Source organism: Methyloligella sp. GL2 (assembly GCF_013341275.1).
Taxonomy (GTDB): domain Bacteria; phylum Pseudomonadota; class Alphaproteobacteria; order Rhizobiales; family Methyloligellaceae; genus Methyloligella.
The window spans coordinates 820,375-845,777 of record NZ_CP054476.1; the positions used below are offsets into that span (position 1 = coordinate 820,375).

The window sequence follows — 25,403 nt, forward strand, 5'->3', positions numbered from 1 at the left end:
AGCGCTTAGCCCGCTTTGCGCCGCAGCCAGATGGCGCGGGCGGTGACCACCAGCGTGACCACCACGATCATCACCACGGAGATGGCAGCGACCGCCGGATCGACATTGTCGCGCAAGCCCGTCCACATGCGCCGGGGCAGGGTGATGGCGTCGATGGAGGTGACGAACAGCGTCACGTTGATCTCGTCCCAGGACAGCACGAAGCAGAGGAAGAAGGCGCTGATCACACCGAAGCGGATATTGGGCAGGATGATGCGGAAGATGCGCGTCGTGACGCTCGCCCCCATGGAGCGGGCGGCAAGGTCCAGCTTCCTGTCGAGCTGGGCGAGGGCGACCATCAGGATCACCACGGCAAAGGGCACGACCATTACCGCATGCGCCACCGCCACGCCGGCCCAGGTGTCGTAGCCGACGACGTCGTTCACCTGGCTCATCTCGTTGAGGAAGAAATAGAAGGTCAGGGCAGAGACCACGGGCGGCGCCACCATGGGCAGCAGCACGAAGCCGGTCATCAGCCCGCCGCGGCGCGGCTGCATCATCCACAGCCCCAAGGTGAAGAGCAAAGCGAGCAGGGTGGCGAGCGCGGCGGCGGCGGCGCCGACCTGCGCCGAAAGCAGGATGCTGTGCCACCATTCGGGGGCGAGCAGGCTCTGGTAATGGCGGAAGGACCACTCGTCCTCGGGCAGCGAGATATAGCGCTTCGGCGTGAAGCTGACCGGGAAGACGGCGATCAGCGGCAGCAGCATGAACAGGCAGGCGAGCGCTGCCAGGATGGTGGCGATGGGGCCGGGCCGGGTGCGCATCATTTCACCATATCCTCGGTGCGCCGGATGATGATCACCAGCAGTCCGCCGACCAGCAGCATCAGCAAGACCGAGATGGCGGCGGCGAGGCCCCAATCGGGGATCTGGAATATGCGCAGATAGATCAGCTCGGCGAGCATCACAGAGCGGCCGCCGCCGAGCAGCGCCGGGGTAATGTAGAAGCCGAAGGACAGCACGAAGACCAGCAGCGCGGCGCCGACCACGCCATGCAGCGTCATCGGCACGAAGATCTGCCAGAAGATGCGAAGCCGCGAGGCGCCCATGCCGCGGGCGGCCATCAGCACCCGCTCATCCACCGCGCGGATGGCGGATGCGAGCGGGAAAACGGCGAAGGGAATGAGGAAATGCGCCATGCCGACCACGACGCCGAACTCGTTGCGGACCAGGGTGAGTGGAGAGGCGATGAGGCCGAGATCCAGCAGCCAGGTGTTGATCATGCCGCGATTGGACAGCAGCGCGATCCAGCCGAAGGCGCGGCTCAGCACGGAGATCCAGAGCGGGATCATGATGCACAGCTCCACCACCAGGCTGGTGATGCGGTTGCCGCGCACCCAAAGCAGGGTCAGCACATAGGCGGCGGTGACGGAAAGGATGGTGACGCCGATGCAGAAGATCAGGGTGCGCGCGAACACGCCGAGCACAAGCGGATCGGTCAGCGCCTTCTGATAGTTCTGGAGGCCGAGTTCGGGTTCGCTCACGCTCATCTGGATGATGCCGAGGAAGGGCACCAGATAGGTTGCGGCGATAAAAAGCATCAGCGGCGCGAGCAGAAGCCACGCCGCCGGCATTTGGGATTTTACCGGCACTTGGGACTTTAAGCGGGTGTCCCGGCGCGCTGGGCGCCGGGACGTTTCAGTGCTCATGCTCTGCATCAGGACGAGATGACGGTGAGATATTCCTCAAGCGCCGTGCTGTAGTGCTTCTCATACCAATCCATGTCGAGCGGCACCTGGAGCGGGAAGTTCTTCGGATCGGTGGGGCTGAACTGGCGCTCGGCCTCCGGCACCAGCGCATCACCTTCCGGGTTGCCCGGGCTGACATAGAGCAGCTCGAACAGCTCGGCCTGGCGCTTGGCGTCCTGGCTGAAGGCGATGTAGTCGTTGGCGGCTTTGGAGCCTGCCGGGTTGTCCTTCACGATGCCCGTGGAGCCCGGCATCAGAATGCCCTGGTTCCAGGTGAAGCCGAAATCGTCGCCGGCTTCTTTGGTCATCATCGCGGCGCGGTTGCTCCACAGCAGCACCATGGAGGCATCGCCATTGACCAGCAGAGACTGGCCTTCCATGCCGTTGCCCCAGAAGGAGGCGACATGGGGCTTGATCTCGGCGATCTTGGCGTGGGCGCGCTTCAGATCCAGCGGGTAGAGGTCGGCCGGCTTGACGCCGTCGCCGAGCAGCGCCGCTTCCCACATGGCGGTGCCCCATTTGTACATGCCGCGTTTTCCCGGGAATTTCTCGACGTCGAAGAAGTCGGCCATCGAGGTCGGCGCGGTCTCGAAGCGGTTCTTATCGTAGACGATAAGGTAGGAGTAGAAGTAGCTCGAGGCGGCGTATTTCCAGAGGAACTGCTCGCGGATCTTGGCCTTGTCGACGATGTCGTAATCGATGGGCTGCATCAGGCCTTTCTCGCCGAGGGTCTTGGCGGAGAAGGGCTCGCAGTCGACGAGGTCCCAGGTCGGATGGCCGCTGGTGGCCTGGGCGGAGATGGCGCCTTCGGTCGGGCCGGAGCCGTCATATTTCACCTTGATGCCGGTGTCCTCGGCGAAGCCGTCGCCGAACGCCTTGGCCATGGCCTTGACCGCGTCGCCGCCCCAATTGGCGAAGACCAGCTCCTTGGTCTCGGCATGGGCGAGCGGCATGCGGCCGCCGATGGCGGAAGCGCCGAACAGCAGGGCGAGACCTTGGGTGAAGCGGCGGCGCGAAATCTGGCCCGTCTTCAGCTTGTGGGACAGGATCTCGGCACAATCCTTCTGGAAATTCGAATTCATTCTGTCAGTCCTTGCTTCGTTGGTTCGCGGGTTTTGCGGATGGTCAGAAGATGAGGCTGTCGCTGGGATCCCAGCCGAGCCAGACCTGGCTTCCGGGCGCGACGGTGTCGGCAAGCCCCGAAGTCGGCACTTCGAGGATCGCCGGTGTGCCACTATCGGTGGCAAGCAAGAGGCGCGTGGAGGCGCCGAGATAAATGCGGTCGGTGACGGTGACGGGCAGCGTGTTGCCCTCGGCTTTGCCGTCCTTCACGAGGTCCATATTCTCCGGCCGCACCGCCAGATGCTCGGCGCCGGCGGGCGCGGCTTGCGCAAGGCGGATGGCATGGCCCTCGATCTCGGCGGTCTTGGCCGAGCAGAGCGCGGGGAAGATGTTGATCTCGCCAAGGAACTCGGCGACGAAGCGGTTGGCCGGCCGCTCATAGACGTCCGAGGGACTGCCGATCTGCTGCAGCTTGCCCTGATTGAAGATCGCCACATCGGTGGAGAGCGCCAGCGCCTCTTCCTGGTCGTGGGTGACGAAGATGAAGGTGGTGCCGAGATCGCCATGGACATGGGGATCGCGGTGGATGCGGCGAAGCTCCTCCTGCATCTGGCTGCGCAGGTTCTTATCCAGAGCAGAGAAGGGCTCGTCGAGAAGCAGCACCGGAGGCTCGTAAACGAGCGCGCGGGCCAGCGCCACGCGCTGCTGCTGGCCGCCGGAGAGGCCGGAGGGTTTCTTGTGGCTGTGACCGGCCAGACCGACCAGATCGATCATGTCGCCGACCCGGCGCTTGATCTCGGCGGCGGGGCGGTTCTGCACCTTGAGGGGGAAGGCGATATTCTCTTCAGCCGTCATATGCGGGAATAGGGCGTAGCCCTGGAACACCACGCCGAAGCCGCGATGCTCGGCCGGCACGCCGGTCTTGTCCTCGCCGTCGATGCGAAGTGTGCCGCGGCTTGCTTGCTCGAAGCCGGCCAGAATCATCAAAAGCGTCGTCTTGCCCGAACCGGAGGGGCCGAGCAGGGTCAAGAACGCGCCGCGATCGATGCGAAAAGACACGTCATCCAGCGCACGGAACGCGCCGAAATCCTTGCCGATGCCGATGGTCTCGATGCCTATGGAAGAGCTGTCCACGATACTCTCATACAGGTTGTCTCCGCCTCATTTCGAGGCACGGTAGTTGCGGAGATGCGGGGCCGACAAACGAAAGTTTTTCGCGTCAACGGGAAATGAAATTTCCCGTTATGCCTTGGTGCGGTTGAGCGATGAGATGTTGCGCACACTGCCTATCACGGGTGCACATAAAAGAAGCAGTTTAGCCGGATCGGTGTTGTCCAAGCCGGCGCCAGCCTATCAGGCGGGAACGTATCTGTGGCCGTCCGGGAGTCTCATGCGACAATAAATATAAAAGCTTTGGTCCTGCTTCGGTGTTCCTTCCGGGTGCCCCGTATGGCGCCCCAAGAGAGACGTGTAACCCCCGAGTTTTGATGTGAGCGGACAGTCTCGGATGCAAGCCGCACAGCGGCTGCTCTTGCTGTCGGCGAATTTGGTTTTCCAATACCAGGAAAAGTTTTCACTTTTTCCTGGCCTGCCGGGAGGCGTAAGCCAAAGCTCCCGAGCCGCCGGCGGGGCTTCCCCAAACGGCCGCGATCGGCTGTCCGCCGGCTCACGATATTTCATGAGGATTGACGATGAACATGACCGCCGTTCGCCCCGCTTTCTCACTGCAACGCCGCCTGGCGGGAGGCGGCACCCCGACGCTGGAATATTGGGGCGCCGCGAATGAAACCGACCGGCTGACGGATGTTCTTCTGGGGTCTCCGGGCGCGCTGAAGCGCTTGGCGACCAGCTCGCTGACGCGGAAATATCTGCGCGATCCTTGGGACGAAAAGGTCGCCAAGGCGCAGCATGCCGAGCTGGTTTCGGCTTATGAGACCTTCGGCGTGAAGGTGCATATGGTCGGGCCGGAGCCGGAGCTGCCGATGGAGGTCTACACCCGCGACAGCTCGTTCATGACGCCCTATGGCGCGGTGATCACCAACATGTCGCAGTGGTGGCGCCGGGGCGAGAACTTCGCGCTGATCCGCAAATACGAAGAGCTCGGCATCCCAATCTACGACATGGTGACGGCCGGGTATCTCGAAGGCGGCGACTTCAACGTGATCGAGGAGAACACCCTGCTGCTCGGCTGCAGCGGCGAGCGGACCCAGGAAGAGGGCGCCAACCAGGTGGCCGAGTGGTTCCGGGCCGAGGGCTGGGAAGTTAAGATTGCCCTCTTCGATCCCTATTACGTTCATATCGATCTGATGGTGGTGCCGGTTGCGGAAAAGCTGACGGCGGTTTGCCTGACCTGCACCGATCCGAAGGTCGTCGACTGGCTGAAGGCCAAGGGGCACGAGCTGATCGACGTTCCGTTCCAGGACACGATGGATCTTGGCTGCAACTTCATGTCGCTGGGCGGCGACCGGGTTATCCTGCCAAAACGCTCGCAGGATCTGAGCCAGAAGCTGAAAGCCCGCGGTTTCGAGGTCGCCGAGGTCGAGATGAGCGAAATCTCCATGACCGGCGGCGGCATTCACTGCATGGCGCAGGCTTTGCGGCGCGTGAAATAAGCTCGCGCATCGGCGCGGGCGATCTCGAGGTGGCATGACCAGGAACGACGAAGAGTTCGATTATGTGATTGTCGGCGCAGGCTCGGCGGGCTGTGTGCTCGCCGACAAGCTCTCCGCCGATGGCGCAAGCAAGGTCCTGGTGCTCGAGGCCGGGCCGATGGACCGCAATCTCTTCATCCATATCCCGGCCGGTCACCACGCGATCTACAAAGGGCCGAAGCTCAACTGGAACTACGAGACGGTTCCGGAAGAGAGCCTGTTCGACCGCAAGATCGAGCAGCCGCGCGGCAAGGTGATCGGCGGCTCCTCGTCGATCAACGCCATGGTCTATATGCGCGGCCATCCGCTGGACTATGACGGCTGGGCGGCGGATTTCGGCTTGGAGGAATGGGACTACGCCCATTGTCTTCCCTATTTCAAAGCGGCCGAGACCAGCAATCGCGGCGCCAGCGAATGGCGCGGCGGTTCGGGCCCGCTGCACGTGACCCGCGGCACCACGCCGAACCCGCTTTACGATGCGCTGCTGGAAGCCGGCACCCAGAGCGGGCAAGGCACGTCCGACGATCTGAACGGCTATCAGCCGGAAGGCACGGCCCGTTTCGACCGCACCACCACGCCGGACGGGCGGCGGTGCAGCGCCGCGACGGCCTATCTGAAGCCCGCCTTGCAGCGCTCCAACCTCACGTTGAAGACCTCGGCTTTGGCGCGGAACGTTATCGTGTCGGGCAACCGGGCGGCGGGGGTCGCTTACGAGCATCGCGGCAAGATCCGCACCGCCCATGCAGCGAAAGAGGTGATCCTGTCCGGCGGGGCGATCAACTCGCCGCAGCTTCTGATGCTCTCCGGCATCGGGCCGGCGGATCATCTTCGCGAGATGGGGATCGACGTGGCGCTGGACCTTCCGGGGGTCGGGCAGAACCTGCACGACCATCCCGAGGTGGGGCTGAAATATGCCTGCACCAAGCCGGTGACGCCGCATCACCTGCAGACGCTGCTCGGCAAGGCCTCGGTCGGCATGCAGTGGATGGCCTTTGGCAGCGGGCTCGGGGCCAGCAATATGTATGAGGGCGGCGGGCTGGTGCGCTCCAGCGCGAAGGCCGCCTATCCGGATATCCAGTATCACTTCTGCCCCGTCGGCGTCGGGTTCGACTCGCGCGGCAACATCAAGCTCGATCAGGGCTTCCACATCCATCAGGATCTGATGCGCCCGACCAGCCGGGGCGAGCTGTGCTTGCGCTCGGCCGATCCGAACGACAAGCCGTCCTTGCGCTTCAACTATCTGCAGACGGAAGAGGACCGGCGGGTGCTGGTCGACGGTTTGCTGCGCGGCCGCGAGGTCGTTGCGCAGCGCGCGTTCGATCACCTGCGTGGCGAAGAGATCTATCCGGGCAAGGACGTGACCGGTTACGCCGATCTGGAGAGATATATCCGTTCGACCATGGATACGGTGTTCCATCCTTGCGGCAGCTGCCGCATGGGCTCGGATGAGATGGCGGTGGTGGATGCGGAGCTGCGGGTGCACGGCATCGAAGGCTTGCGCGTGGCCGATGCCTCGGTGATGCCGCGGGTCGTCAGCGGCAACACCAATGCGCCGACGCAGATGCTTGCCGGGCGCGCTGCCGACTACATTCTCGGGCGCCCCCGGCTCGCGCCGTTCCACGCCCATTTCAGCTTCCAGGAAAAATCCGCCGCCTAGCCAAGGCGGCGTAAGCGCGCCTCCGGCTTCAGCGTCAGCTTGCTTCCGCCGTCTTGCAGACGGCCTGCAGCAGCACGTTGGCACCGGCGGCCGCCCAGTCGGGCGTGATCTCTTCGGCTTCGTTATGGGAGATGCCGTCGACGCAGGGGCAGAAGATCATCGTGGTCGGCGCGACGCGCGAGATCCAGCAGGCATCGTGGCCGGCGCCGGAGATGATGTCGCGATGCTTCAGCCCGAGTTCTTCTGCCGCCTCGCGCACATTGATGACAAGGTCCGGGTCGAAATGCACCGGCGCATATTGGCCGACCGCCTCGACGGCGCAGCCGACGCCGAGCTCGGCGCAAATTGCTTCGGCCTTCTGCTCGACGGTTTCGCGCAAGGCATCGAGCACCGCCTTGTCGGGGCAGCGCAGATCGACGGTGAATACGACCGTCTGGGGCAGCACGTTCCGAGAATTGGGGGTAAAGCCCATATGGCCGATACCGCCCATGGCGTGATGGGCGGCCTGGCTCTCCACCACCTCGCGCACCATGGCGACGATCTTGGCCATGGCGAGGCCGGCATCGATACGCATGGACATCGGGGTCGAGCCGGTATGGGCGGCGCGGCCGGTGAGGGTGAATTCCAGCCACCACAGCCCCTGGCAATCGGTGACGACGCCGATATCGTCGCCTTCCGCCTCGAGCACCGGGCCTTGCTCGATATGCAGCTCGTAATAGGCCTGCATCTTACGCTGGCCCACGGGCTCCGACCCCTTCCAGCCGATGCGCTCCAGCTCCTCGCCGATCGACTTGCCTTCATCGTCGCGGCGGTCATAGGCCTCCTGAAGGGTGAGGGCGCCGGCGAAGACCCCGGAGCTGACCATGGGCGGGGCGAAACGCGCGCCCTCCTCGTTGGTCCAGTTGGCGATGGCGACGGGATAACGGGTCTCAACGCCGGCCTCATTCATGGCGCGCACCACCTCAAGCCCCGCCAGCACGCCGAGCACGCCGTCGTATTTGCCGCCGGTCGGCTGAGTGTCGAGATGGCTGCCCATATAGACCGCCGGCAGGTCGGGCTCGGTGCCGGGACGGACGGCGAACATATTGCCCATCTGATCGGTGGCGAGCTCCAGCCCGGCCCCCTTGCACCATCGGGCGAACAGGGCGCGGCCTTCCGCATCTTCGTCGGTCAGGGCCTGGCGGTTATTGCCGCCGGCGATGCCGGGGCCGATCTTCGCCATCTCCTCCAGGCTGGTCCAAAGGCGGTTGGCGTCGATGCGGAGGTTTCCGTAATTGGGCATGTCGGTACTTTTCAAACAGAGGAAGAAAGCGGGTGGGAATTGCGCTGCGTGCGGCTCAGACTTTGTTGATCTCGTCCTTCAGCCAGTCGCGGAAGGCTTCGACCGTGGGGTTGCCGAGGCTCTTTCGCGGCGTGGCGAGGTAATAGCCGTCCAGCTGCGGGATCGAGACGTCGAAGGGGCGGACAAGCTGGCCCTTCTCCATGGCGTCGCGGCAGACGAACTCGTCGCCGATGGCGATGCCTTGCGAGGCGCGCGTCGCGGCATAGACCAGGTTCACGTCGGAGCAGCGGATGCCGTGACGTGCGGTCTCCACGGGAAGGCCGACCTCGCGCACCCAATTTTCCCAATCGTGATAGCTGTCGATATGCAGCAAGGTGGCGCGGCTCAGGCTACGCGGGTCGCCGAACCCCTCATGGCGGTTGAGATAGGCAGGGCTGCAGACGGGGGTGAAGCGTGCTGCTTTCAACAGTTCGACATCGATATCGCCCTCGAAGTTGCGGCCGAAAGCGATGAACAGATCGATCTCCGGATTGCTGGTGTCGTCCAGCCTGCGGGGGGTGGAGATAGAGAGCGAAATCTCCGGATAGCGCTCGACGAATTTCTCGATGGAAAGGCAGAGCCAGCTGCTGGCGAGGCCCGGCGGGCAGCTGAGACTGATGCTGCCGCTGACCCCGCGCGAGGCATTGCGCGATGCCGAGGCGGAGACCATGTCGAGGGCTTTGCGCACATCAGCGGCGTAGGCACGGCCGCGCAAGGTGAGCTCCGCCCGGGTGCCGTTGCGGGTGAAAATGGTGAAGCCGAGATCGCGCTCCAGCAGACGAAGCTGATGGCTCACCGCGCTGCGGGTGAGGTTCAGCTCGTCGGCGGCCTGCCAGACCGTGCCGTGGCGGGCGAAAGCCTCGACGGCACGGAGGGCCTGAATGGATGGAATACGGTGCATGCTCCCCCGCGCCGGTTTTTGGCTGGCGCTCAAGCGATGAATTTCGTTTCTCATTATAGCGCTTGAACGTCATGGATCAATCGACGGATTTTGTTGAAAATCCGGTAGTTGGTCAATCACGTTTATGCAGATGAGAAAGGTCGTTTTTGAAACGGGCGGTGTCGCTTTCAGACTCCTGTCAGGAGAGCTGGGTGCCGACGCAGGCGGCCAGGATCTCCGCAGTGCCGCCGGACAAGGTCCAGCCGAGATGGCCGTGGCCGGTATTGTAGAAGACGCGCGGTTTCTTGCCGGGCCCGACCCGTGGCAGCATATCGGGCATCATCGGGCGCAAGCCCGCCCAGGGCACGACGCTCTCATGGCGGATGTCGGGGAAGCGCTTGCGCGACCAGGCGGTCAGCGGCGCGATGCGGTCCTCACGGATATCGCGGTTGAAGCCGTTGAACTCCGCCGTGCCGGCGATGCGGAGGCGGTTGTCGCCGAAGCGGCTGGAGACGATCTTCGCGGCATCGTCGAGTAGGCTGACCCAGGGGGCGCCCTTCCGGCTGTTCTCGTCCTCCAGGTCGACGGTGATGGAGTAGCCTTTGACGGGGTAGATATTCAGCCGGTCGCCGAGCATGGCGGCGAAGCGGCGGCTGGCGACGCCGGCGCAGATTACCACCGCATCGGCGTTGGTGATCTCGCACGCGCCGTGGTTCTGCGCCGTCTCTCCCGGCGTCCAGGCGAGGGAGACGCCGTTCGCCTCGGCATCGATGCGATGAATCTCGGTGTCGTAGTGGAAGGTCGCGCCCTTGTCGCGGCAGACCTCGGCGAGACCGCGGCTAAACATATGGATGTCGCCGGAGGCGTCCGAAGCGGTGTAGAAGCCGCCATAGAATTCGCCGTGCAGCGCCGGTTCGATGGAGGCGATCTCCTGCGGCGTCACCGGGCGGCGTTCCAGCCCGCCTTCCTTCAGCATCGCATTGACCTTCTCGGCATGGGCGAAGGATTTCTTGTCCTCGTAGATGTGCAGGATGCCGCGCTTCTCCAGATCGAAATCGATATTCTCGCGCGCGGCGATATCCATCAGCGCCTCGCGCGAGCGCACCGCCAGCTGCACCGTGGAGACGGTGTTCTTGCGGTAGTTGGGGATCTGGGCCAGGAACTCGGCGAGCCAGCTATATTTATGCCAGCTCGGCTTCAGATTGAGCAGCAGCGGGGCCGCGGGCTGGAACAGCGATTTGGGCCATTTCAGCACGTTGGAGACATGGTTCCAGACCTCGGCATTGCTGGCCGAGAGCTGGCCGCCATTGGCGTAAGACGTCTCCATCGCCGCTAAGGAGTGGCGCTCGAAGACGGTGACGTCATGGCCCTGCTCCAGCAGAGCGTAGGCCGAGGTTACGCCGGTGATTCCGGCACCAACAATCGCAATATGAGCCAAGCGGGGACCTCCCGAGAGAAGCGTTGATCGGATCGAACCGACCTCCGGTTCGATGATCCCCATCTGTCCTGGTACCTGAGAGTTTGCCCTGCCGCCACCAAAGCGCGACAGGTATCCCCTTCGGTGGGCGCATGCGCCTCTCTCCAGATTGTCCAGCCATACGGTCCTTTTGCCTGAGAGTTTCCGGGGGGTTGCTCCGTCGGCGCCGATGCACATCCGGCATCGATCTCTCCCGCATGACCCTTTCGGGACAAGCGCATCGAGTCTTAGAGGCGGGCGAAAGACTTGGCTATGGCGGGAAGCGACATGACTTGTGACAGATCGTTGCATCGACGTCGTGTTTGCAACCAAAGACGTCGCCTTCGCGCCCATCGCATTTTGGCGTCTCCGCCGTGCGGCTGGTTAGACGGCATCAAGCCTGTGACCAGGATTTTTCTATTTTACCCGGGCCGGGCATAGGGGTTTGCATAACCCCATCATCAAACGCATTTCCGGCAAGGCAGAACATGGCTGACAAGAAGCAGATCGTCGTTGGGGCTTTGATTTATCCGAACGGCGCGCATGACGCGTCGTGGCTCGTGCCCGGTGCGCAGGGCAACGCTTCCAACGATATCGGCTATTATCAGCGCATGGCCCAGCTCTGCGAGCGGGGGAAGCTGGACCTGTTCTTCATCGCCGATACGCCGGCGGCGCGAACCGACGATCTGAAGGCGTGGAGCCGCTCGCCGGATCCGGCCTTCATGAATGTGTTCGACCCGCTGCTGCTGCAGACGGCGGTGGCCGGGGCGACTAAGCATATCGGTCTCGGCGCGACGGTCTCCACTAGCTTTGCGGAGCCCTACACCGTGGCGCGCCAGTTCGCGACGCTGGATCATATCTCCAACGGCCGCGCCGGCTGGAACGTCGTCACCACGGCGAACGATTATGCGGCACGCAATTACGGGCTCGACAATCTGCCGCCCCATGGCGAGCGCTATGCGCGGGCCGAAGAGTTCGTCGATGTGGTGACCGGGCTTTGGGATACCTGGGAAGACGATGCCTTCATCTACGACACGGAGACTGTGCGCGCCTTCGTGCCGGAGAAGTTTCATGCTCTCAAGCACGAGGGTGACTTCTACAAAGTGAATGGCGGGCTGAACTTGTCGCGTCCGCCGCAAGGTTATCCCGTGATCTTGCAGGCGGGTTCGTCGGAGACCGGCAAGGAGCTGGCGGCGCGGACCGCCGAGGTGGTGTTCGGCTCGGCGGCCTCGCTGGATCTGGCCAAGGAGTTCTCTCGCGACCTGAAGGGCCGCATGGCGAAGTTCGGCCGCTCGCCGGATGAGCTGAAGATCCTGTCCGGCATCACCGTCGTGGTCGGCGAGACGGAGGAGGATGCGCGCAAGACGCTCGCCTCCTGGCAGGAGTTGATCCATCCGGATGTCTTCGTGGCGCAGCTCGGCCGCGACCTGGAGACGGATCTTTCCGACCTGCCGCTGGACGAGCCGGTGCCGGCGGAGCGGGTGCCCTCGGTCTCCAACTTCCACAAGACCTATTTCGACGAGATCGTCGGGCTGATCAAAGAGGGGCTGACCTTGCGCCAGATCGCCGGCCGCTATAACCGCGCCAAGGCGACGTTCTGCGGCTCCGCCAAGCAGGTGGCCGATCACATGGAGCAGTGGCTGGAGGAGGAGGCCTGCGACGGCTTCATGATTCCCTTCCCGGTGCTGCCGGGCACGCTGGAAGATTTCGTCGACCAGGTGGTGCCCGAGCTGCAGCGGCGCGGCATCTACAAGATGGACTATGTCGAGGGCACGTTGCGCGACAATCTCGGCCTGACCCGGCCGGCGAACCGCTATGCCGCCGGGACGGAAAAGCGCACTGCCAAGGCGTCCTGACCGGCTTCAACTCCGCGCCAAATCGTCCCGGAAGCGCGACTAAATCGGCGCGTTTCCGGGCATCTCGTTTGCGCGGGCGATCGGTCGCATCAGAAAAATAAATGCTGCCGCGCTACAAGATAGACTTCGTGTAATGCCGGATGGGCAGGATTGGAGAAGTCGTCTTTGGCCAATATCACCTTGAAGCAGCTGGCTTATTTCAAAGCCGCCGCGGAAACCGGTAGCGTCGCCGATGCCGCCAAGCGCGAAAATCTCACCCAGCCGTCGATCTCTTCGGCGCTTCTGAAGATGGAAGCGACGCTTGGGGTGAGCCTTTTCGTCCGCCATCATGCGCAAGGGGTTTCGCTGACGCCGACGGGCTTGCGGCTACTGCCTCTCGCCCGGGCGCTTTTGCGCCAGGCGGACGAGTTCGAGGATCTCGGCCGCTCGGAAGCCGAAGAGCCGGTGGGCAATCTGAAGATCGGCTGCTACCCGACCTTGGCACCGACTTTCATGCCCGCGGTGATCGAGACCTTCCGCAAGGATTATCCGCGTATCGAGCTGGAATTTGTCGAGGGCACCGAGGACGATATCCTGCCGAAGATGGAAGCCGGCGAGATCGATGCCGGCATCTTCTACGACACCTGCCTGCCCGACAACGTGAAGCGGGTGACGCTGCAGACGCTGGAGCCTCATGTGCTGCTTTCCGCCGGGCATCGCATGGCGGGGCGGAAGGAGATCGACCTGGCCGAGATCGCCGAGGAGCCGCTGATCCTTCTCGATACCAAGCCGGGGCGGGAATATTTCCTGCAGGTGCTGGCGGCGGCGGATCTGAAGCCGAACATCTATTTCCGCTCGCCGTCTTTCGAGGTGATCCGCGGCCTGGTCGGGCGGGGGCTCGGCTATTCGATCCTAGTCACCAAGCCCCGCTCGCAAATGACCTATGACGGGCTGCCTCTGGTGCATGTGCCGGTGAAGAAGCCGGTGCCGAACACCTCGGTCTGTCTGGTGCGCATGCCCACCTTCACCACCACCAAGGCGGTGGCGATTTTGCAGGAAACCTGCCGCGCCATCTCCAGAGCGCTCTGAATTTCGAACCTGTGCCGATCGGCCTACGGATCGCCGGGAACGCCATAGGCGGGGGCCGAGGCGGGATCGATGGCCCGGGTGATGTAGTCGGCCATCTCCGGCTTGTAGGAATCCCAGAGCTTGCGCAGCTCCGCGATGGGATCCTCCTCGTTCCAGTCGACGCGAAGATCGACCAGCGGCCAGTTATAGCGGTCGGCCACGAGGAGCGAGGCGGAATGCACCGGGCCTTGCTCGCCGCCGGCGGTGTAGAGCCCTTCTTCCAAGGCCTTGAGCAGCCGTTCGGCGATATGCCGTTCGGGCTCGGCCTCGAACGAGGCGACCATGGTGGCAGGCAGATCCTCCGACTTCAGCAGATTGCCGGCGGCGATGCAGTTTTCGCCGGGCACGGCTCGGTGTGTTCCGAGAGTCTTGTCGCCGGAGAAATGCGCGGTGCGGCCCTTATTGTCGATGACGGTCACCTGACGGTAATCGGCATAGAGCGGGCGCGCCATGACGATGTCTAGCGCCTCCTGAGCGGTCTTGCCGTCGGCGATGGTGTCCAGCACGTCGGGGCCGATGGAGGGCAGGGTGATGTTCTGGGTGGCGACGGCACCGACGCCGGCACGAACCCAGGGGCAACGCGCGCCGACGCAGATGGAGGAGGTGGTGATCGCCACCCCCAGCATTCCGGTTTGTGCGCAGCGTCCGGCAATGGAAAAGGTCATGACTCGTCTTCAGTCTGGAATTACGGCGGTGGCTTCGATTTCGACCATCCATTCGGGGCGCGCCAGAGAATCGACGACAATGCCGGTGGAGCAGGGATAGACGCCCTTCAGCCACTGGCCCATCTCGCGATAGACGTCCTCGCGGTAACGGATGTCGGTGAGATAGACGACGATACGGCAGACATGGTCGAGGCTGCTGCCGGCTTCTTCAAGCAGCATTTTGATGTTCTCCATAGCCTTGCGGGTCTGCAGGCCGGCATCGCCGATATGGAGAGATTCGCGCGTATCCAGATCCTGGGCGACCTGGCCGCGCAAGAACACGGTGGTGCCGCGGGCGACAACCCCCTGGCTCAGATCGTTGTCCAGATTCTGCTCGGGATAGGTGTCCTTGGTATTGAACTTTCGCAGTCTTACGTGAGCCATTGCCCTGCTTTCACATGCTTCGTCGGTATCGAGATCGGCCGGTCGGGCACGCGGCGGCGGCGAGAGGTCTCGTTGCGGCCGGCACGTCCAGCGATACTGCCGAAGCTAGAGGCATCGCCGGGCCCGCGAAAATTCGTTTTTTGTATTCCTTGAAGACACGATGCCTATGCAGAGGGCAGCCATGTGATGGAATTCTTTGCATGGCGGCTATGTGCATAGACATCCCCTATGCAAGGTAAAGCCCCAATCTCATTTATCTCCAGATACTTACCGCTTAGCCTTCGGCGCAGAAAAATGACGGTAATTGGCTGAAATGGAGCTTGCGCTGCAGTGTCTAGAAAGCTGCTGATCAACAATCAATGGGTCGACGGATCCGGAACCGGCAAGATCGCTTGCATCAATCCGGCAACCGAAGAGGTGTTCGCCGAATTGCCGGAGGCGACGGCCGACGATGTGAGCCGCGCGGTCAATGCTGCGCGCAAGACCTTCGATCAGGACTGGAAATTCAGCAGCGGCGCCGAGCGCGGCGCGATCCTGCGCAAGCTTGCCAGCGGCATCAAAGAGAACCGCGAAGAGCTCGCCAAATACGAGACCATGGATAACGGCAAGCCGCTGGCCGAGGCGCTCTACGACGTCGATACGGCGGCGCAGATCTACGAGATGTATGCCGGCATGGCCGAGGATCTCGACAAGCAGGGCGAGGAAGAGGTCGCGCTGCCGGTTGAGTTCCTGAAGACCACGGTGGCTTACCGGCCGATCGGCGTGATCGCCATGATCACCCCGTGGAATTATCCGATCGAGCAGTTCACCTGGAAGGTGGCGCCGGCGATTGCGGCGGGCTGCACCTGCGTGGTGAAACCGTCGGAATACACCTCGCTCACCGCGCTGATGCTCGGAGAGCTGGCGATCGAGGCCGGACTTCCGGCCGGCGTGCTCAACATCGTTCTGGGCACCGGCCCCGCTGTCGGCGAGCCGCTGGTCGCCCATCCTGATGTCGACAAGATCTCCTTCACCGGCAGCACCAAGACGGGCCGCCGCATCATGGAGATCGCGGCGCAGGACCTGAAGCGGGTCAGTCTGGAGCTGGGCGGCAAGAGCCCGGTGATCGTGTTCGACGATGTCGATATCGACAAGGCGGCCGAGTGGGTGGCGTTCGGCGCTTTCGTCAATCAGGGGCAGGTCTGCACGTCGACCTCGCGGCTCCTGGTGCAGAACAAATGCGCCGATGCGCTGCTTGAGAAGGTCAAGGCCTATGCCGAGACCATCAAGGTCGGCGATGGCCTAAGCGAGGGCGTCCAGATGGGGCCGCTGGTCAACCAGGCGCAGTTCGACAAGGTCTCCGACTATATCGATGCCGGGCTCACCGGCGGTGCCACGCTATTCGCTGGCGGTAAGCGTCCCGCCGGGCTGAATTCCGGCTATTTCGTTGCGCCGACCATCTTCACCGATGTGCATCCGGCGATGCGCATCTGGAAGGAAGAGATCTTCGGTCCGGTGTTGAGCGTGATGCGCTTCGAGACCGAAGAGGAGGCGGTCGAGCTTGCCAATGCCAGCGAGTATGGCCTGGCCGGCGCGGTGCTCTCCGGCGACAACGACCGGGTGGAGCGCGTGGCCGACAAGCTCGATGCCGGCATCACCTGGCTGAACTGCAACCAGCTTGTGGTGATCCAGGCGCCTTGGGGCGGGGTGAAGAAGAGCGGCATGGGCCGCGAGCTCGGCCGCTGGGGCCTGCAGAGCTATCTGGAGCCGAAACAGAAGACCCGCTGGCTGCTGGATGCGGGGATCGGCTGGTACGGCGCGGCCGGCGGCCAATCTTGATCGTGTCGCGGGAGATCGGCCGGATGGCGCAGCGCATGTCCGCAGTTCTTTGCACGTTCGTCTCTGGCCGTCGCATCTTCGGAGCGGCGGCATGAGCGGGACGCTTGCGGACAAGACGGCGGATCGCGGCAAGTCGGTCGAGATAAAGGCGGTATCGAAGCGCTTCGGCAGTTTCGAGGCGCTGAAGACCGTCAGCTTCGACATCTACGACAACGAGTTCTTCACGCTGCTGGGACCGAGCGGCTGCGGTAAGACCACCTTGCTGCGGATGATCGCCGGGTTCGAGCGGCCGACCGGCGGCGATATCGCCCTTAAGGGCAAGAATATCGACTCTCTGCCGCCCCATAAGCGGCGGGTGAACACGGTGTTCCAGAGCTATGCGCTGTTCCCGCATATGACGCTGGAAGAGAATATCGGCTTCGGGCTGCAGAATCTCGGCTGGGATAAGGAGCGGCAGCGCGAACGCGTCTGGCAGATGCTGCAGATGGTGCATATGCAGGAGTTCCGCCTGCGCAAGCCCACGCAGCTTTCCGGCGGTCAGCGGCAGCGTATCGCGCTGGCCCGGGCACTCGCGCCGGAGCCGGAGGTGTTGCTTCTCGACGAGCCGCTCTCGGCGCTCGATCTGAAGCTGCGCCAGGCGATGCGCAACGAGCTGCAGGCGCTGCAGCGGCAGACCGGCATCACCTTCATCTTCGTCACCCACGACCAGCAGGAGGCGATGGATATGTCCGATCGCATCTGCGTGCTGGGCGATGGCCAGGTGCAGCAGCTCGGAACGCCGCGTGAGATCTACGAAGATCCGGCCAACCGCTTCGTCGCCGACTTCATCGGCGAGAGCAATTTCCTGGCGGTCAACGTGCTGAGCGTCGCCGGCGACAAGGCGAAGGTGCGCACGCCGTTCGGCTTCGATATCGAGGCCCGGCAGAAGGCGGCACAGCCCAAGACCCGGGCGATGCTGTCGCTGCGTCCGGAAAAGATCACCATCGGTGACCGGGGCGCCGCGGCCACCATGGAAGGCGAGATCATCCAGCAGAATTATCTCGGCACCCACAGCCAATATGTCGTGCGGGTGGGCGAGACCGATGTGCTCGTCACCAGCGCCAACGACCGTAACGATACGATGGGCTACGAGGTCGGCGAGACCGTGAGTCTCGGCTTCGATCCCGCCTCGGCGAGGGTGCTGGGCGAATGAAACGGCCGGGCTTCAATTTCTGGGGCCTGCTGCCGGCGCAGCTGATCATGCTGCTGACGATGATCATTCCGATTGGGATCATCGTCGTGGTCAGCTTTTCCACCCGCGGCGCCTATGGTGGGTTCGACTACATCTTCTCGCTGGAGTCCTATCAACGGCTACTGTTCTCCGTCGGCTGGACCGACGAGCTGGAGTTCAATCCGCAATATCTGCTGATCATCGGCCGCACCATTTTGCTGGCGGCGACGACCACGGCGATCTGCCTGCTGATCAGCTTTCCGGCGGCCTATTTCATCGCCCAGCGGCAAGGGCAGCTGAAGGTCATCCTGCTTTATCTGGTGACCCTGCCGTTCTGGGTCTCGATGATCGTCCGCGTCTATGCCTGGCTGATCATCCTGGGCAAGAACGGCGTCATCGACGGCACTCTGTCCAAGCTCGGCATCGTCGACAATCTGGGCAGCCTCCTGTTCAACAACGGCGCCATGCTGGTGGGGCTGGTCTATAGCTATGTGCCGCTGATGATCCTGCCGGTCTATGCCTCGATCGAGAAGCTGGACCCGGCCCTGATCGAGGCCTCGCACGATCTTTACGGCGGCCGCTGGAAGACCCTGTTCCGGGTGATCGCGCCGCTGTGCAAGCCCGGCATGGTGGCCGGCGCGGTACTGGTGTTCATCCCCTCTCTCGGCGCGGTGATCGAGCCGATGCTGCTCGGCGGCGGCAAGAAGATGATGATGGGCAATCTGATCCTCAACCAGTTCGGCATGGACCGCAATTGGCCGTTCGGTGCCGCGGTCGCGGTGGTGATGATGGGGCTGGTGATGGCGGTGATGATCCTCAACGCGCTACGCGCGGCGCGCAAGCAAGCGGAGACGGCGTGATGGGCGGCGCGAAAACCGATGTGAAACGCTATCCCGGCCTCGGCCTCTTCGTCGTGCTGTTCTTCTTCTATCTCTATCTGCCTATCGCGGTGGTGGTGTTCTTCTCGTTCAATGCCAGCAAGCTTGCCTCGATCTGGGGCGGCTTCTCCATGCGCTGGTACGAAAGCGCGCTTCAGAACGATGCGCTGCTGGATGCGGTGAAGACCTCGCTGACCGTCGCCACCGTGGCGAGCCTGGTCGCCACTACTGTCGCTCTGATGGCGGCCTTGGTGCTGGTGCGCGGCAAGGGCGTGAAGTTCCGCAAGACCTCCGAGACGATCGTCAATCTGCCGCTGTTCCTGCCGGAGGTGGTGCTCGCCGTCGCGGTGCTGCTGCTGTTCTCCAATATCGGTCTGCAGCAAGGCGTGACCAAGCTGATCATCGCCCACACCACGTTCTGCATTCCGTTCGCGTTCCTGCCGATCCGCGCTCGGCTGCAAGGCATGACGCTCGATCTGGAGGAGGCGGCGCAGGATCTTTATGCCGGTCCGTGGACGACGTTCCGCAAAGTGACCCTGCCGACCATCGCGCCCGGCGTCTTTGCCGGTGCCATGCTGGCCTTCGTCATCTCGATGGACGACTTTATCACCTCGGTGATGCTGAATGCCGGCGGTGCTACCACCTTGCCGGTCTACATTTTCTCGCTGATCCGCAGCGGCGTCAGTCCGGAGCTGAACGCGATCTCCACGCTGATCATCCTGGTTTCGCTGGTCTTGGCGTCCATCGCATTGGCCCTGCAGCGGCGCTCCTAGGGTTACATCAGAGAACCCTTATCAGCGCATAGAATTTATCAAATTTACCCCTGGTTTTGGCCCGCCATACTGAACGGCGGACCGAACTTGGAGTAGACAAGATGATCTTAAGATCCACACTATTAGCAGGCGCGACTTTCCTCGCGATGACCTCCTTTGCGGAGGCCGCCGAGACCCTCAACATCTATGCCTGGGCGGACTCGATTTCTCCCGAACTTATCGAGAAATTCGAGAAAGAGACCGGCATCAAGATCAACACCGACAGCTATACCTCGAACGAAGATGCGCTGACCAAATTGCAGGCCGGTGCCAGCGGCTATGACCTGGTGATGCCCTCGCAGCACTTCGTGAAGATCATGGTTGACGAAGGTCTTCTGGAAGATATCGACGCCAAGGACATGCCTGCCTTCAAGCAGGTCGACGACAAGTGGAAGCATCAGTGGTGGGACGAGGAGAACGACTACTCGATCCCGTTCGCCTACGGCACCACCAGCTTCACCGTGAACCGCGACGTTTATAAGGGCCCGGTTGATAGCTGGAAGGTGTTCTTCGAGCCGCCGGAGGAGCTGCAGGGCAAGATCGCCGACTCCTCGTCCGGCGACGAGACCATCAGCGAGGCGCAGCTCTATCTCGGCGTTCCGTTCTGCACCGAGGACAAGGCGGAAATGAAGAAGGTCCGCGATCTTCTCCTGGCGCAGAAGCCCTATGTGGCGGTTTACAGCACCGACAATATCGGCAACCGCATCGGCGGCGGCGAGGTCGGCGCCCACTCCTGGTGGGACGGAAACTCCCTGAAGATCCGCATGAATGACGGCGCCAATGTCGAATATGCCTTCCCGAAAGAGGGCGTGGTCGGCTGGATGGATTCGCTGGTCGTGCCGAAGGGCTCGAAGAATGTCGAGAACGCCAAGAAGTTCATCAACTTCATGAGCGAGCCGGAGAATGCCACGGTCCAGTACAACTTCTATGCCCATTCCTCGCCGGTGGAGATCATCAAGGAGAAGGCGAAGTACACGCCGGAGACCGCGCCGGAGCTGTTCCCCGACGTGCCGGTGGAATTCCAGAAGGCCTGCTCGCCTGAGGCGCAGGAGCTGGTTTCGAAGGTCTGGAACGAGGTCATGCAGTAGCGCGCTGCTGGTTTCTCAAAACTCCCTTCGAGGTCTCCGCCTCGGAGGGGGTTTTCTGAGTTCCTAATGTCGGGGGAGGCCGCCAATGGGGTCGAAGACGGCGGCGTTCCCTCGCTCTGATGGGTTTGCAATAGAGATAAGAGATGACTGAGACATCCGCAGAAAGCAGCTTCGACTATATCGTCATCGGCGCCGGCTCCGCCGGCTGCGTCTTGGCCAACCGGCTGAGCGCCGATCCGAAGACACGTGTCTGCGTGATCGAGGGAGGCGGCAGCGCCGACGATCTGCGGTTGAAAGTGCCGGCCGGTATTTTCCTCGCTTATTGCAATCCGAAATTCGACCACATGTACGAAGGCGCGCCGCAGTCGGAGTTCAATGGACGCGCCATCTGCGTCAATCGCGGCAAGGCGGTCGGCGGATCGAGCTCGATCAATTCGATGATCTATATTCGCGGCGCCCATGAGGATTACGACGAGTGGGAAGCGCTCGGCTGCAAGGGCTGGTCCTATGATGACGTGTTGCCGGTGTTTAAGGATCTGGAGCGCAACCGCATCGGCCAGGATCCGAAATATCACGGCTTCGACGGCGAGCTGATCGTCGAGAACCAGCGCGACCCGAACATCGTCTCCAAGATGTTCGTCGAGGCGGCGAACCACCAGCAGATCCCGGAGAACACCGACTTCAATGCCGAGTCGCAGTTCGGCGTCGGCATCTACAATGTCACCCAGGACCGGGGCGAGCGCTTCTCCTCCTACACCGCCTTCCTGAAGCCGGTGCAGAACCGCAAGAACCTCACCGTGCTGACCAACACCACGGTGAAGAAGCTGAATTTCGACGGCGCTCGCGTGACCGGCGTTGATGTCGATATCGACGGTACGGCGAAGACCATCGGGTGCCGCGGCGAAGTGGTGCTGAGCGCCGGCGCGATCGGGTCGCCGCAGATCCTGCTCGCTTCGGGCGTCGGCCCGGCGGCGGAGCTGAAGGAGGCGGGCGTCGCGCCGCTGTTCGATATTCCCGGCGTCGGCAAGAATCTGCTCGATCATGTCGACGGGCTGGTCACGGTGCGCTCGTCGAGCCCAAAATCGCTCGGCATCTCGTTCAAGAATCTGCCGCAGGTGCTGTCCGCACCGTTCGCCTATTTCCTCGCCCGCAAGGGGATGATGACCTCCAACTATGTCGAGGCGGGCGGTTTCGCGAAGACCAAATATTCCAGCGGCTTGCCGGACATTCAATTTCACTTCTTCCCGGGTTATCGCAGCCATCGCGGCAAGGTGTTCGAGTTCGGCCACGGCTTTGCGCTGCATACTTGCGTGCTGCGGCCGAAGAGCGTTGGCGAGATCACGCTGAAGCCCGGCAGTGACGGCCGCGGCATGGTGATCGATCACAAATTCTTCACCGCCGAAGAAGACGCGCTGACTTTGGTCGAAGGCATCAAGATCGCCCGGTCTATCTTGGATGACAGCGTTTTCGAGTCCATCCACGGCAAAGAGATGCTGCCTGGGCCGGACGTGCAGAGCGACGAGGAGATCCTCGATTATCTGCGCCGTACCGCGCTGACCGTGTTCCATCCGGTCGGCACCTGCAAGATGGGCACCGACAAGGCGGCGGTGACCGATCCGTCGAGCTTGAAGGTGAACGGTATCGAGAATCTGCGCGTGGCGGACGCCTCGGTGATGCCGACGCTGATTGGCGGCAACACCAATGCGCCGAGCATGATGGTGGGCGAGAAAGCCGCGCGGATGATGCTGGCGAGCTAGGTCGCGCGGGTCGGCTTGGAGCCTGCTAGAGACCGGCCTCGAGCCGGTCGAGCAGACGTTCCATCACCCGATCGCAGTGGGCGAGCTGTTCTTCGGCGATGAACTCGTCGGGCTTGTGACCTTGCGCCATGCTGCCCGGTCCGCAGATGGCGGTGGGAATGTTCAAGCGCTCGGCGAATAAACCGCCCTCGGTGCCGAAGGCGACCTTCCGGGTGTCGGTCTCGCCGGTGATCTCCTGCAGCAGCTGCACCACGCTAGACGATGCCGGTGTGCCGAGCCCCGGATAAGCGTTGGTCTCAATGATCTCGATGGCAGCTTCGGGGAAGCGCGCCTTATAGGGTGCGACGATGGCCTCCGCATCGCGATGCAGCTTGTCCAGGATCGCCTCCACATCCTCGCCCGGCACATTGCGCAGCTCGAACTCGATCTCGCATCTGTTGGGCATGATGTTCAGCGCTGTGCCGCCGCTCATCTTGCCGGCATGCAGCGTGGAATAGGGGATGTCGAATCCGCCGTCCCTCATGCCCGTCTCGGCGAGCTCGGCCTGGCGCGCGCGCAGCGCTTCGATGAAGGCGGCGCCGAGATGCAGCGCGTTGAGGGCGTCGGGCGCAAGCGCCGAATGGCCTTCGCGTCCCGTGCAGACGGCACGCATGGCACGCTTTCCCTTATGGCCGGTGGCGATCTTCATCTCCGTCGGCTCGCCGATCAGACAAAGCGCGGGCTTCGGGCCTCCTTCGGCCAAACTCTCCAGCATGGGGCGGACGCCGACGCAGCCGATCTCCTCGTCATAGGAGAGCGCCAGATGGAGCGGCGATTTGAGTTGCCGAGTGCTGGCTTTTAAAGCCGTGGCGATTGCCGAGGCGACGAACCCCTTCATGTCGGCAGTGCCGCGGCCGTAGTAGCGGCCGTTTTGAAAACGCAGCTTGAACGGATCGCGCGACCAGGTCTGGCCTTCCACCGGCACCACATCGGTATGGCCGGAGAGGACCACGCCGCCATCGCCTACCGGACCGATGGTGGCGAAGAGATTGGCCCGGCTGCCATCCGCGCTCGGCATCACGCGGCAGGAGATTCCGGCGGTCTGCAGCAGCGAGCGGACGTAGCCGACAAGTGCCGTGTTGGGTTGCCGGGTGACCGAGGCATAGCCGATCAGCCGTTCAAGAATATCGCGTGTGGGCATGGTTTCTCGGGGTCTCGTTCGCAATGCCGCAGGGCGGTGCCGGGAGGGCCGCTTGGACTGCGGCGGCGGCAATTTTAGGAGCGCGGAGACGCGTAAGAAAATTCGGTTTTTGAATGCCTTAGCGAAGTCCTGCCTATACAGGCCGCGTATCGGCCTGGTCGAGATAGACGCGGCCTATGCAAGGCAAACGACCAATCTAATTTATCTCCCCTCGCTCCCTGGCTAGCCTTCCCATCAAGAACGACAGCTTTGGGAAGACGCAAATGATACGTACCGGCGAGGAATACAAAGACTCCATCCGCGACAATCGCGAGGTCTATGTGAATGGCGAGAAGGTCAAGGACGTGACCAGCCATCCGCAGTTCAAGCCGCTCGTCGACATCCGGGCCCGCATCTACGACATGCAGCACGATCCGGCGACCAAGGATGTGATGACGGTGGCGCAGGACGGCGAGGTCAACGCCGTCGGCAATGCCTTGCCGATGACCCAGGATGATTGGTGGGCGAAGCGCCGCGCCACCGACACCATGATGGAGACCATCGGTGGTGTCGTGACGCGCGTCGGCGACGAGACGGTCGGCGAGATGTGGTCGCTGTATGACGGCCAGGACGTGCTCGCCGAGATCGACTCGCAATTCGCCGACAATATCCGCACCCATATCCACAAGGTGCTGAAGGCCGATCCGTTCCACGTCTCGGCCAATACCGATCCGAAGGGCGACCGCTCCAAGCCGCCGCAGGAGCAGGATCCCGACATGCTTCTGCATGTGGTGAAGGAGACCGATGCAGGCATCGTGGTGCGCGGCGCCAAATACGAGACCGCGGCCGCTTACGCCAATCAGGCCTTCACCAAGCCGACCATCGCCAATTGGGGCAATGAGGCGCTGTCCGACTATGCGGTTGGTTTCATCTGCGATCTCGGTTCGCCGGGGCTGAAGTTCATCTGCCGTACCGGCTTCGCCGGGCGCGGTCCGGAGGTCGACTATCCGCTGTCGAACAATTTCGACGAGGTGGACGCACTGGTGATCTTCGACAATGTGCTGATCCCTTGGGAGAACGTGCTGTTCTACCGGCACACCCGCGCGGCGGCCTTCATCCGGCAGACGCTGCACCGCTATTCGGCTTTCGCCTTCGTGCAGCGGAACCTGAAGCTTGCCGACATGATGATCGGCACGGCGCTGTTCAACGCCCGCCAGACCGGTCTGGACAAGCAGCCGGCGGTGCAGGAGAAGCTGGCCACGCTGGCGGTCTATCGCGAGGGCATCAACGCCCATCTGACCGGCGCCATCGCGCTCGGCGAGCGCTCGCCCGCCGGCCTGCTGATGCCGAACCAGTCGCTGCTCTATACGGGCCGCGTGCTGGCCTGCTCGCAGCTGCACGAGATGATGCATCTGACCCGCGAGCTTTGCGGCGGGCAGATCTGCGTCACCCCGGATGCGGCCGCGTTCGAGGCGGAAGAGACCAAGCCGTGGATGGAGAAGTTCTACTCCATCAACGAGGACTGGGTGGCCGACGACCGGCGCAAGCTGTTGGCCTTCGCTCGCGACATGCTGAATTCCGACTATGCCGGGCACCGGCTGACCTTCCAGCTGTTCGCCCAGTCGCCGCCTTTCGCCCATCTCGCTGCGGTCTACCGCAACTTCGATTGGGACGGTCCGCTCGACTTCGTCAAAAAGGCCGCCGGCCTTTCCGACAGGGTCCGCCCCGAATCCGGGCGCCCCGCCGGCGACAGCGCGGTAGTGCAGTGGTTTGAAAGCGAAACGCCGATGGCGGCGGAATAGCAATGCTGGGCGGCGGCGGTCCACCCCTCCGACGGGCTTCCGCCGCCCTCAGTTCAATGGAAGTTAGAAAGCGCT

The 25,403-nt window shown here is 62.9% G+C and carries 21 protein-coding genes and 1 riboswitch; of the genes, 11 read left to right on the forward strand and 10 right to left on the reverse strand.

The features are described 5' to 3' along the window. Nucleotides 1–5: 5 nt before the first annotated feature. The 4 genes from HT051_RS03855 to HT051_RS03870 all read right to left on the reverse strand — a co-directional run bounded on the left by HT051_RS03855 (nt 6) and on the right by HT051_RS03870 (nt 3,922). Nucleotides 6–806 (reverse strand): ABC transporter permease, encoded by an 801-nt coding sequence (locus HT051_RS03855; RefSeq protein ID WP_174540809.1) that lies wholly within the window; start codon nt 804–806, stop codon nt 6–8. Beyond that, entirely contained in the window at nt 803–1,612 is an 810-nt protein-coding gene (locus tag HT051_RS03860; protein ID WP_174540810.1) for an ABC transporter permease, read from the reverse strand. The genes HT051_RS03855 and HT051_RS03860 overlap by 4 nt, the downstream gene beginning before the upstream one ends. An 83-nt stretch (nt 1,613–1,695) precedes the next feature. Next, a complete protein-coding gene (locus HT051_RS03865) occupies nt 1,696–2,808 on the reverse strand; it encodes an ABC transporter substrate-binding protein (RefSeq protein ID WP_174540811.1) in 1,113 nt (370 codons plus the stop codon). Between the two features lie 43 nt (nt 2,809–2,851). After that, nucleotides 2,852–3,922: an ABC transporter ATP-binding protein gene (locus HT051_RS03870; RefSeq protein ID WP_246810167.1), complete on the reverse strand. Its 1,071-nt coding sequence runs from the start codon at nt 3,920–3,922 to the stop codon at nt 2,852–2,854. 557 nt (nt 3,923–4,479) lie between these two features. Here HT051_RS03870 and HT051_RS03875 point away from each other — a divergent pair. Together HT051_RS03875 and HT051_RS03880 are read left to right on the forward strand one after the other, a co-directional pair. Beyond that, nucleotides 4,480–5,400, forward strand: a complete 921-nt coding sequence (locus HT051_RS03875) for a dimethylarginine dimethylaminohydrolase family protein (protein ID WP_174540812.1) — start codon at nt 4,480–4,482, stop codon at nt 5,398–5,400. A gap of 34 nt (nt 5,401–5,434) precedes the next feature. Then, complete coding sequence (locus tag HT051_RS03880; protein ID WP_174540813.1) at nt 5,435–7,096, forward strand: choline dehydrogenase; 1,662 nt, start codon at nt 5,435–5,437, stop codon at nt 7,094–7,096. Nucleotides 7,097–7,130: 34 nt separating this feature from the next. Here the strand turns inward: HT051_RS03880 and HT051_RS03885 are convergent, their stop codons facing one another. The 3 genes from HT051_RS03885 to HT051_RS03895 form a co-directional block, all read right to left on the reverse strand. Further along, the gene (locus HT051_RS03885; RefSeq protein WP_174540814.1) at nt 7,131–8,378 is read right to left on the reverse strand and encodes a Zn-dependent hydrolase; all 1,248 of its coding nucleotides are present in this window, start codon (nt 8,376–8,378) and stop codon (nt 7,131–7,133) included. 55 nt (nt 8,379–8,433) lie between these two features. After that, nucleotides 8,434–9,318 (reverse strand): LysR substrate-binding domain-containing protein, encoded by an 885-nt coding sequence (locus HT051_RS03890; RefSeq protein ID WP_174540815.1) that lies wholly within the window; start codon nt 9,316–9,318, stop codon nt 8,434–8,436. Between the two features lie 178 nt (nt 9,319–9,496). Beyond that, nucleotides 9,497–10,735, reverse strand: coding sequence for a D-amino acid dehydrogenase (locus tag HT051_RS03895; RefSeq protein WP_174540816.1), 1,239 nt, complete (start codon nt 10,733–10,735; stop codon nt 9,497–9,499). 151 nt (nt 10,736–10,886) lie between these two features. Further along, nucleotides 10,887–10,980, reverse strand: a riboswitch (glycine riboswitch). 261 nt (nt 10,981–11,241) lie between these two features. On the opposite strand from HT051_RS03895, the gene HT051_RS03900 reads away from it, so the two are divergent. Both HT051_RS03900 and HT051_RS03905 read left to right on the forward strand, forming a co-directional pair. After that, a complete protein-coding gene (locus HT051_RS03900; RefSeq protein ID WP_174540817.1) occupies nt 11,242–12,609 on the forward strand; it encodes an LLM class flavin-dependent oxidoreductase in 1,368 nt (455 codons plus the stop codon). A 165-nt stretch (nt 12,610–12,774) separates the two neighbouring features. Continuing rightward, nucleotides 12,775–13,677: a LysR family transcriptional regulator gene (locus HT051_RS03905; protein WP_174540818.1), complete on the forward strand. Its 903-nt coding sequence runs from the start codon at nt 12,775–12,777 to the stop codon at nt 13,675–13,677. Between the two features lie 23 nt (nt 13,678–13,700). Here HT051_RS03905 and HT051_RS03910 read toward each other — a convergent pair whose 3' ends face one another. Continuing rightward, nucleotides 13,701–14,381 carry a DUF1028 domain-containing protein gene (locus HT051_RS03910; RefSeq protein WP_174540819.1) on the reverse strand — a complete coding sequence of 227 codons (681 nt, stop codon included), beginning with the start codon at nt 14,379–14,381 and terminating at the stop codon, nt 13,701–13,703. A 9-nt stretch (nt 14,382–14,390) separates the two neighbouring features. Then, nucleotides 14,391–14,804, reverse strand: a complete 414-nt coding sequence (locus tag HT051_RS03915; protein WP_174540820.1) for a RidA family protein — start codon at nt 14,802–14,804, stop codon at nt 14,391–14,393. Nucleotides 14,805–15,134: 330 nt separating this feature from the next. Here HT051_RS03915 and HT051_RS03920 point away from each other — a divergent pair, with 330 nt between their 5' ends. The 6 genes from HT051_RS03920 to HT051_RS03945 all read left to right on the forward strand — a co-directional run bounded on the left by HT051_RS03920 (nt 15,135) and on the right by HT051_RS03945 (nt 22,367). Further along, a complete protein-coding gene (locus HT051_RS03920; protein WP_174540821.1) occupies nt 15,135–16,622 on the forward strand; it encodes an aldehyde dehydrogenase family protein in 1,488 nt (495 codons plus the stop codon). A gap of 91 nt (nt 16,623–16,713) precedes the next feature. Further along, nucleotides 16,714–17,814, forward strand: a complete 1,101-nt coding sequence (locus tag HT051_RS03925; RefSeq protein ID WP_246810168.1) for an ABC transporter ATP-binding protein — start codon at nt 16,714–16,716, stop codon at nt 17,812–17,814. Then, nucleotides 17,811–18,692 carry an ABC transporter permease gene (locus tag HT051_RS03930; protein WP_174540823.1) on the forward strand — a complete coding sequence of 294 codons (882 nt, stop codon included), beginning with the start codon at nt 17,811–17,813 and terminating at the stop codon, nt 18,690–18,692. The genes HT051_RS03925 and HT051_RS03930 overlap by 4 nt, the downstream gene beginning before the upstream one ends. Further along, nucleotides 18,692–19,483: an ABC transporter permease gene (locus HT051_RS03935; protein ID WP_174540824.1), complete on the forward strand. Its 792-nt coding sequence runs from the start codon at nt 18,692–18,694 to the stop codon at nt 19,481–19,483. Before HT051_RS03930 ends, HT051_RS03935 begins: the two co-directional genes overlap by 1 nt. 146 nt (nt 19,484–19,629) lie before the next feature. Beyond that, on the forward strand, nt 19,630–20,610 hold the full coding sequence (locus tag HT051_RS03940; protein WP_208454377.1) for an extracellular solute-binding protein: 981 nt from the start codon (nt 19,630–19,632) through the stop codon (nt 20,608–20,610). Nucleotides 20,611–20,753: 143 nt separating this feature from the next. Then, a complete protein-coding gene (locus HT051_RS03945) occupies nt 20,754–22,367 on the forward strand; it encodes a GMC family oxidoreductase (protein WP_174540826.1) in 1,614 nt (537 codons plus the stop codon). Nucleotides 22,368–22,392: 25 nt separating this feature from the next. On the opposite strand, the gene argE is transcribed toward HT051_RS03945, so the two are convergent. Next, nucleotides 22,393–23,547 (reverse strand): acetylornithine deacetylase, encoded by a 1,155-nt coding sequence (argE, locus tag HT051_RS03950; protein WP_174540827.1) that lies wholly within the window; start codon nt 23,545–23,547, stop codon nt 22,393–22,395. Nucleotides 23,548–23,810: 263 nt separating this feature from the next. Here argE and HT051_RS03955 point away from each other — a divergent pair, with 263 nt between their 5' ends. After that, complete coding sequence (locus HT051_RS03955; protein WP_174540828.1) at nt 23,811–25,328, forward strand: 4-hydroxyphenylacetate 3-hydroxylase family protein; 1,518 nt, start codon at nt 23,811–23,813, stop codon at nt 25,326–25,328. Nucleotides 25,329–25,403 lie beyond the last annotated feature (75 nt).

Excerpts from the sequence above, each read along its gene's own strand:
- HT051_RS03935 (WP_174540824.1), top strand. The coding sequence starts at position 18,692 with ATGGGCGGCGCGAAAACCGATGTGAAACGCTATCCCGGCCTCGGCCTC.
- HT051_RS03865 (WP_174540811.1), bottom strand. The coding sequence starts at position 2,808 with ATGAATTCGAATTTCCAGAAGGATTGTGCCGAGATCCTGTCCCACAAG.
- HT051_RS03915 (WP_174540820.1), bottom strand. The coding sequence starts at position 14,804 with ATGGCTCACGTAAGACTGCGAAAGTTCAATACCAAGGACACCTATCCC.
- HT051_RS03890 (WP_174540815.1), bottom strand. The coding sequence starts at position 9,318 with ATGCACCGTATTCCATCCATTCAGGCCCTCCGTGCCGTCGAGGCTTTC.
- HT051_RS03875 (WP_174540812.1), top strand. The coding sequence starts at position 4,480 with ATGAACATGACCGCCGTTCGCCCCGCTTTCTCACTGCAACGCCGCCTG.
- HT051_RS03885 (WP_174540814.1), bottom strand. The coding sequence starts at position 8,378 with ATGCCCAATTACGGAAACCTCCGCATCGACGCCAACCGCCTTTGGACC.
- HT051_RS03900 (WP_174540817.1), top strand. The coding sequence starts at position 11,242 with ATGGCTGACAAGAAGCAGATCGTCGTTGGGGCTTTGATTTATCCGAAC.
- HT051_RS03910 (WP_174540819.1), bottom strand. The coding sequence starts at position 14,381 with ATGACCTTTTCCATTGCCGGACGCTGCGCACAAACCGGAATGCTGGGG.
- HT051_RS03955 (WP_174540828.1), top strand. The coding sequence starts at position 23,811 with ATGATACGTACCGGCGAGGAATACAAAGACTCCATCCGCGACAATCGC.
- HT051_RS03880 (WP_174540813.1), top strand. The coding sequence starts at position 5,435 with ATGACCAGGAACGACGAAGAGTTCGATTATGTGATTGTCGGCGCAGGC.
- HT051_RS03940 (WP_208454377.1), top strand. The coding sequence starts at position 19,630 with ATGACCTCCTTTGCGGAGGCCGCCGAGACCCTCAACATCTATGCCTGG.
- HT051_RS03860 (WP_174540810.1), bottom strand. The coding sequence starts at position 1,612 with ATGCCGGCGGCGTGGCTTCTGCTCGCGCCGCTGATGCTTTTTATCGCC.
- HT051_RS03930 (WP_174540823.1), top strand. The coding sequence starts at position 17,811 with ATGAAACGGCCGGGCTTCAATTTCTGGGGCCTGCTGCCGGCGCAGCTG.
- HT051_RS03855 (WP_174540809.1), bottom strand. The coding sequence starts at position 806 with ATGATGCGCACCCGGCCCGGCCCCATCGCCACCATCCTGGCAGCGCTC.
- argE (WP_174540827.1), bottom strand. The coding sequence starts at position 23,547 with ATGCCCACACGCGATATTCTTGAACGGCTGATCGGCTATGCCTCGGTC.
- HT051_RS03925 (WP_246810168.1), top strand. The coding sequence starts at position 16,714 with ATGAGCGGGACGCTTGCGGACAAGACGGCGGATCGCGGCAAGTCGGTC.
- HT051_RS03945 (WP_174540826.1), top strand. The coding sequence starts at position 20,754 with ATGACTGAGACATCCGCAGAAAGCAGCTTCGACTATATCGTCATCGGC.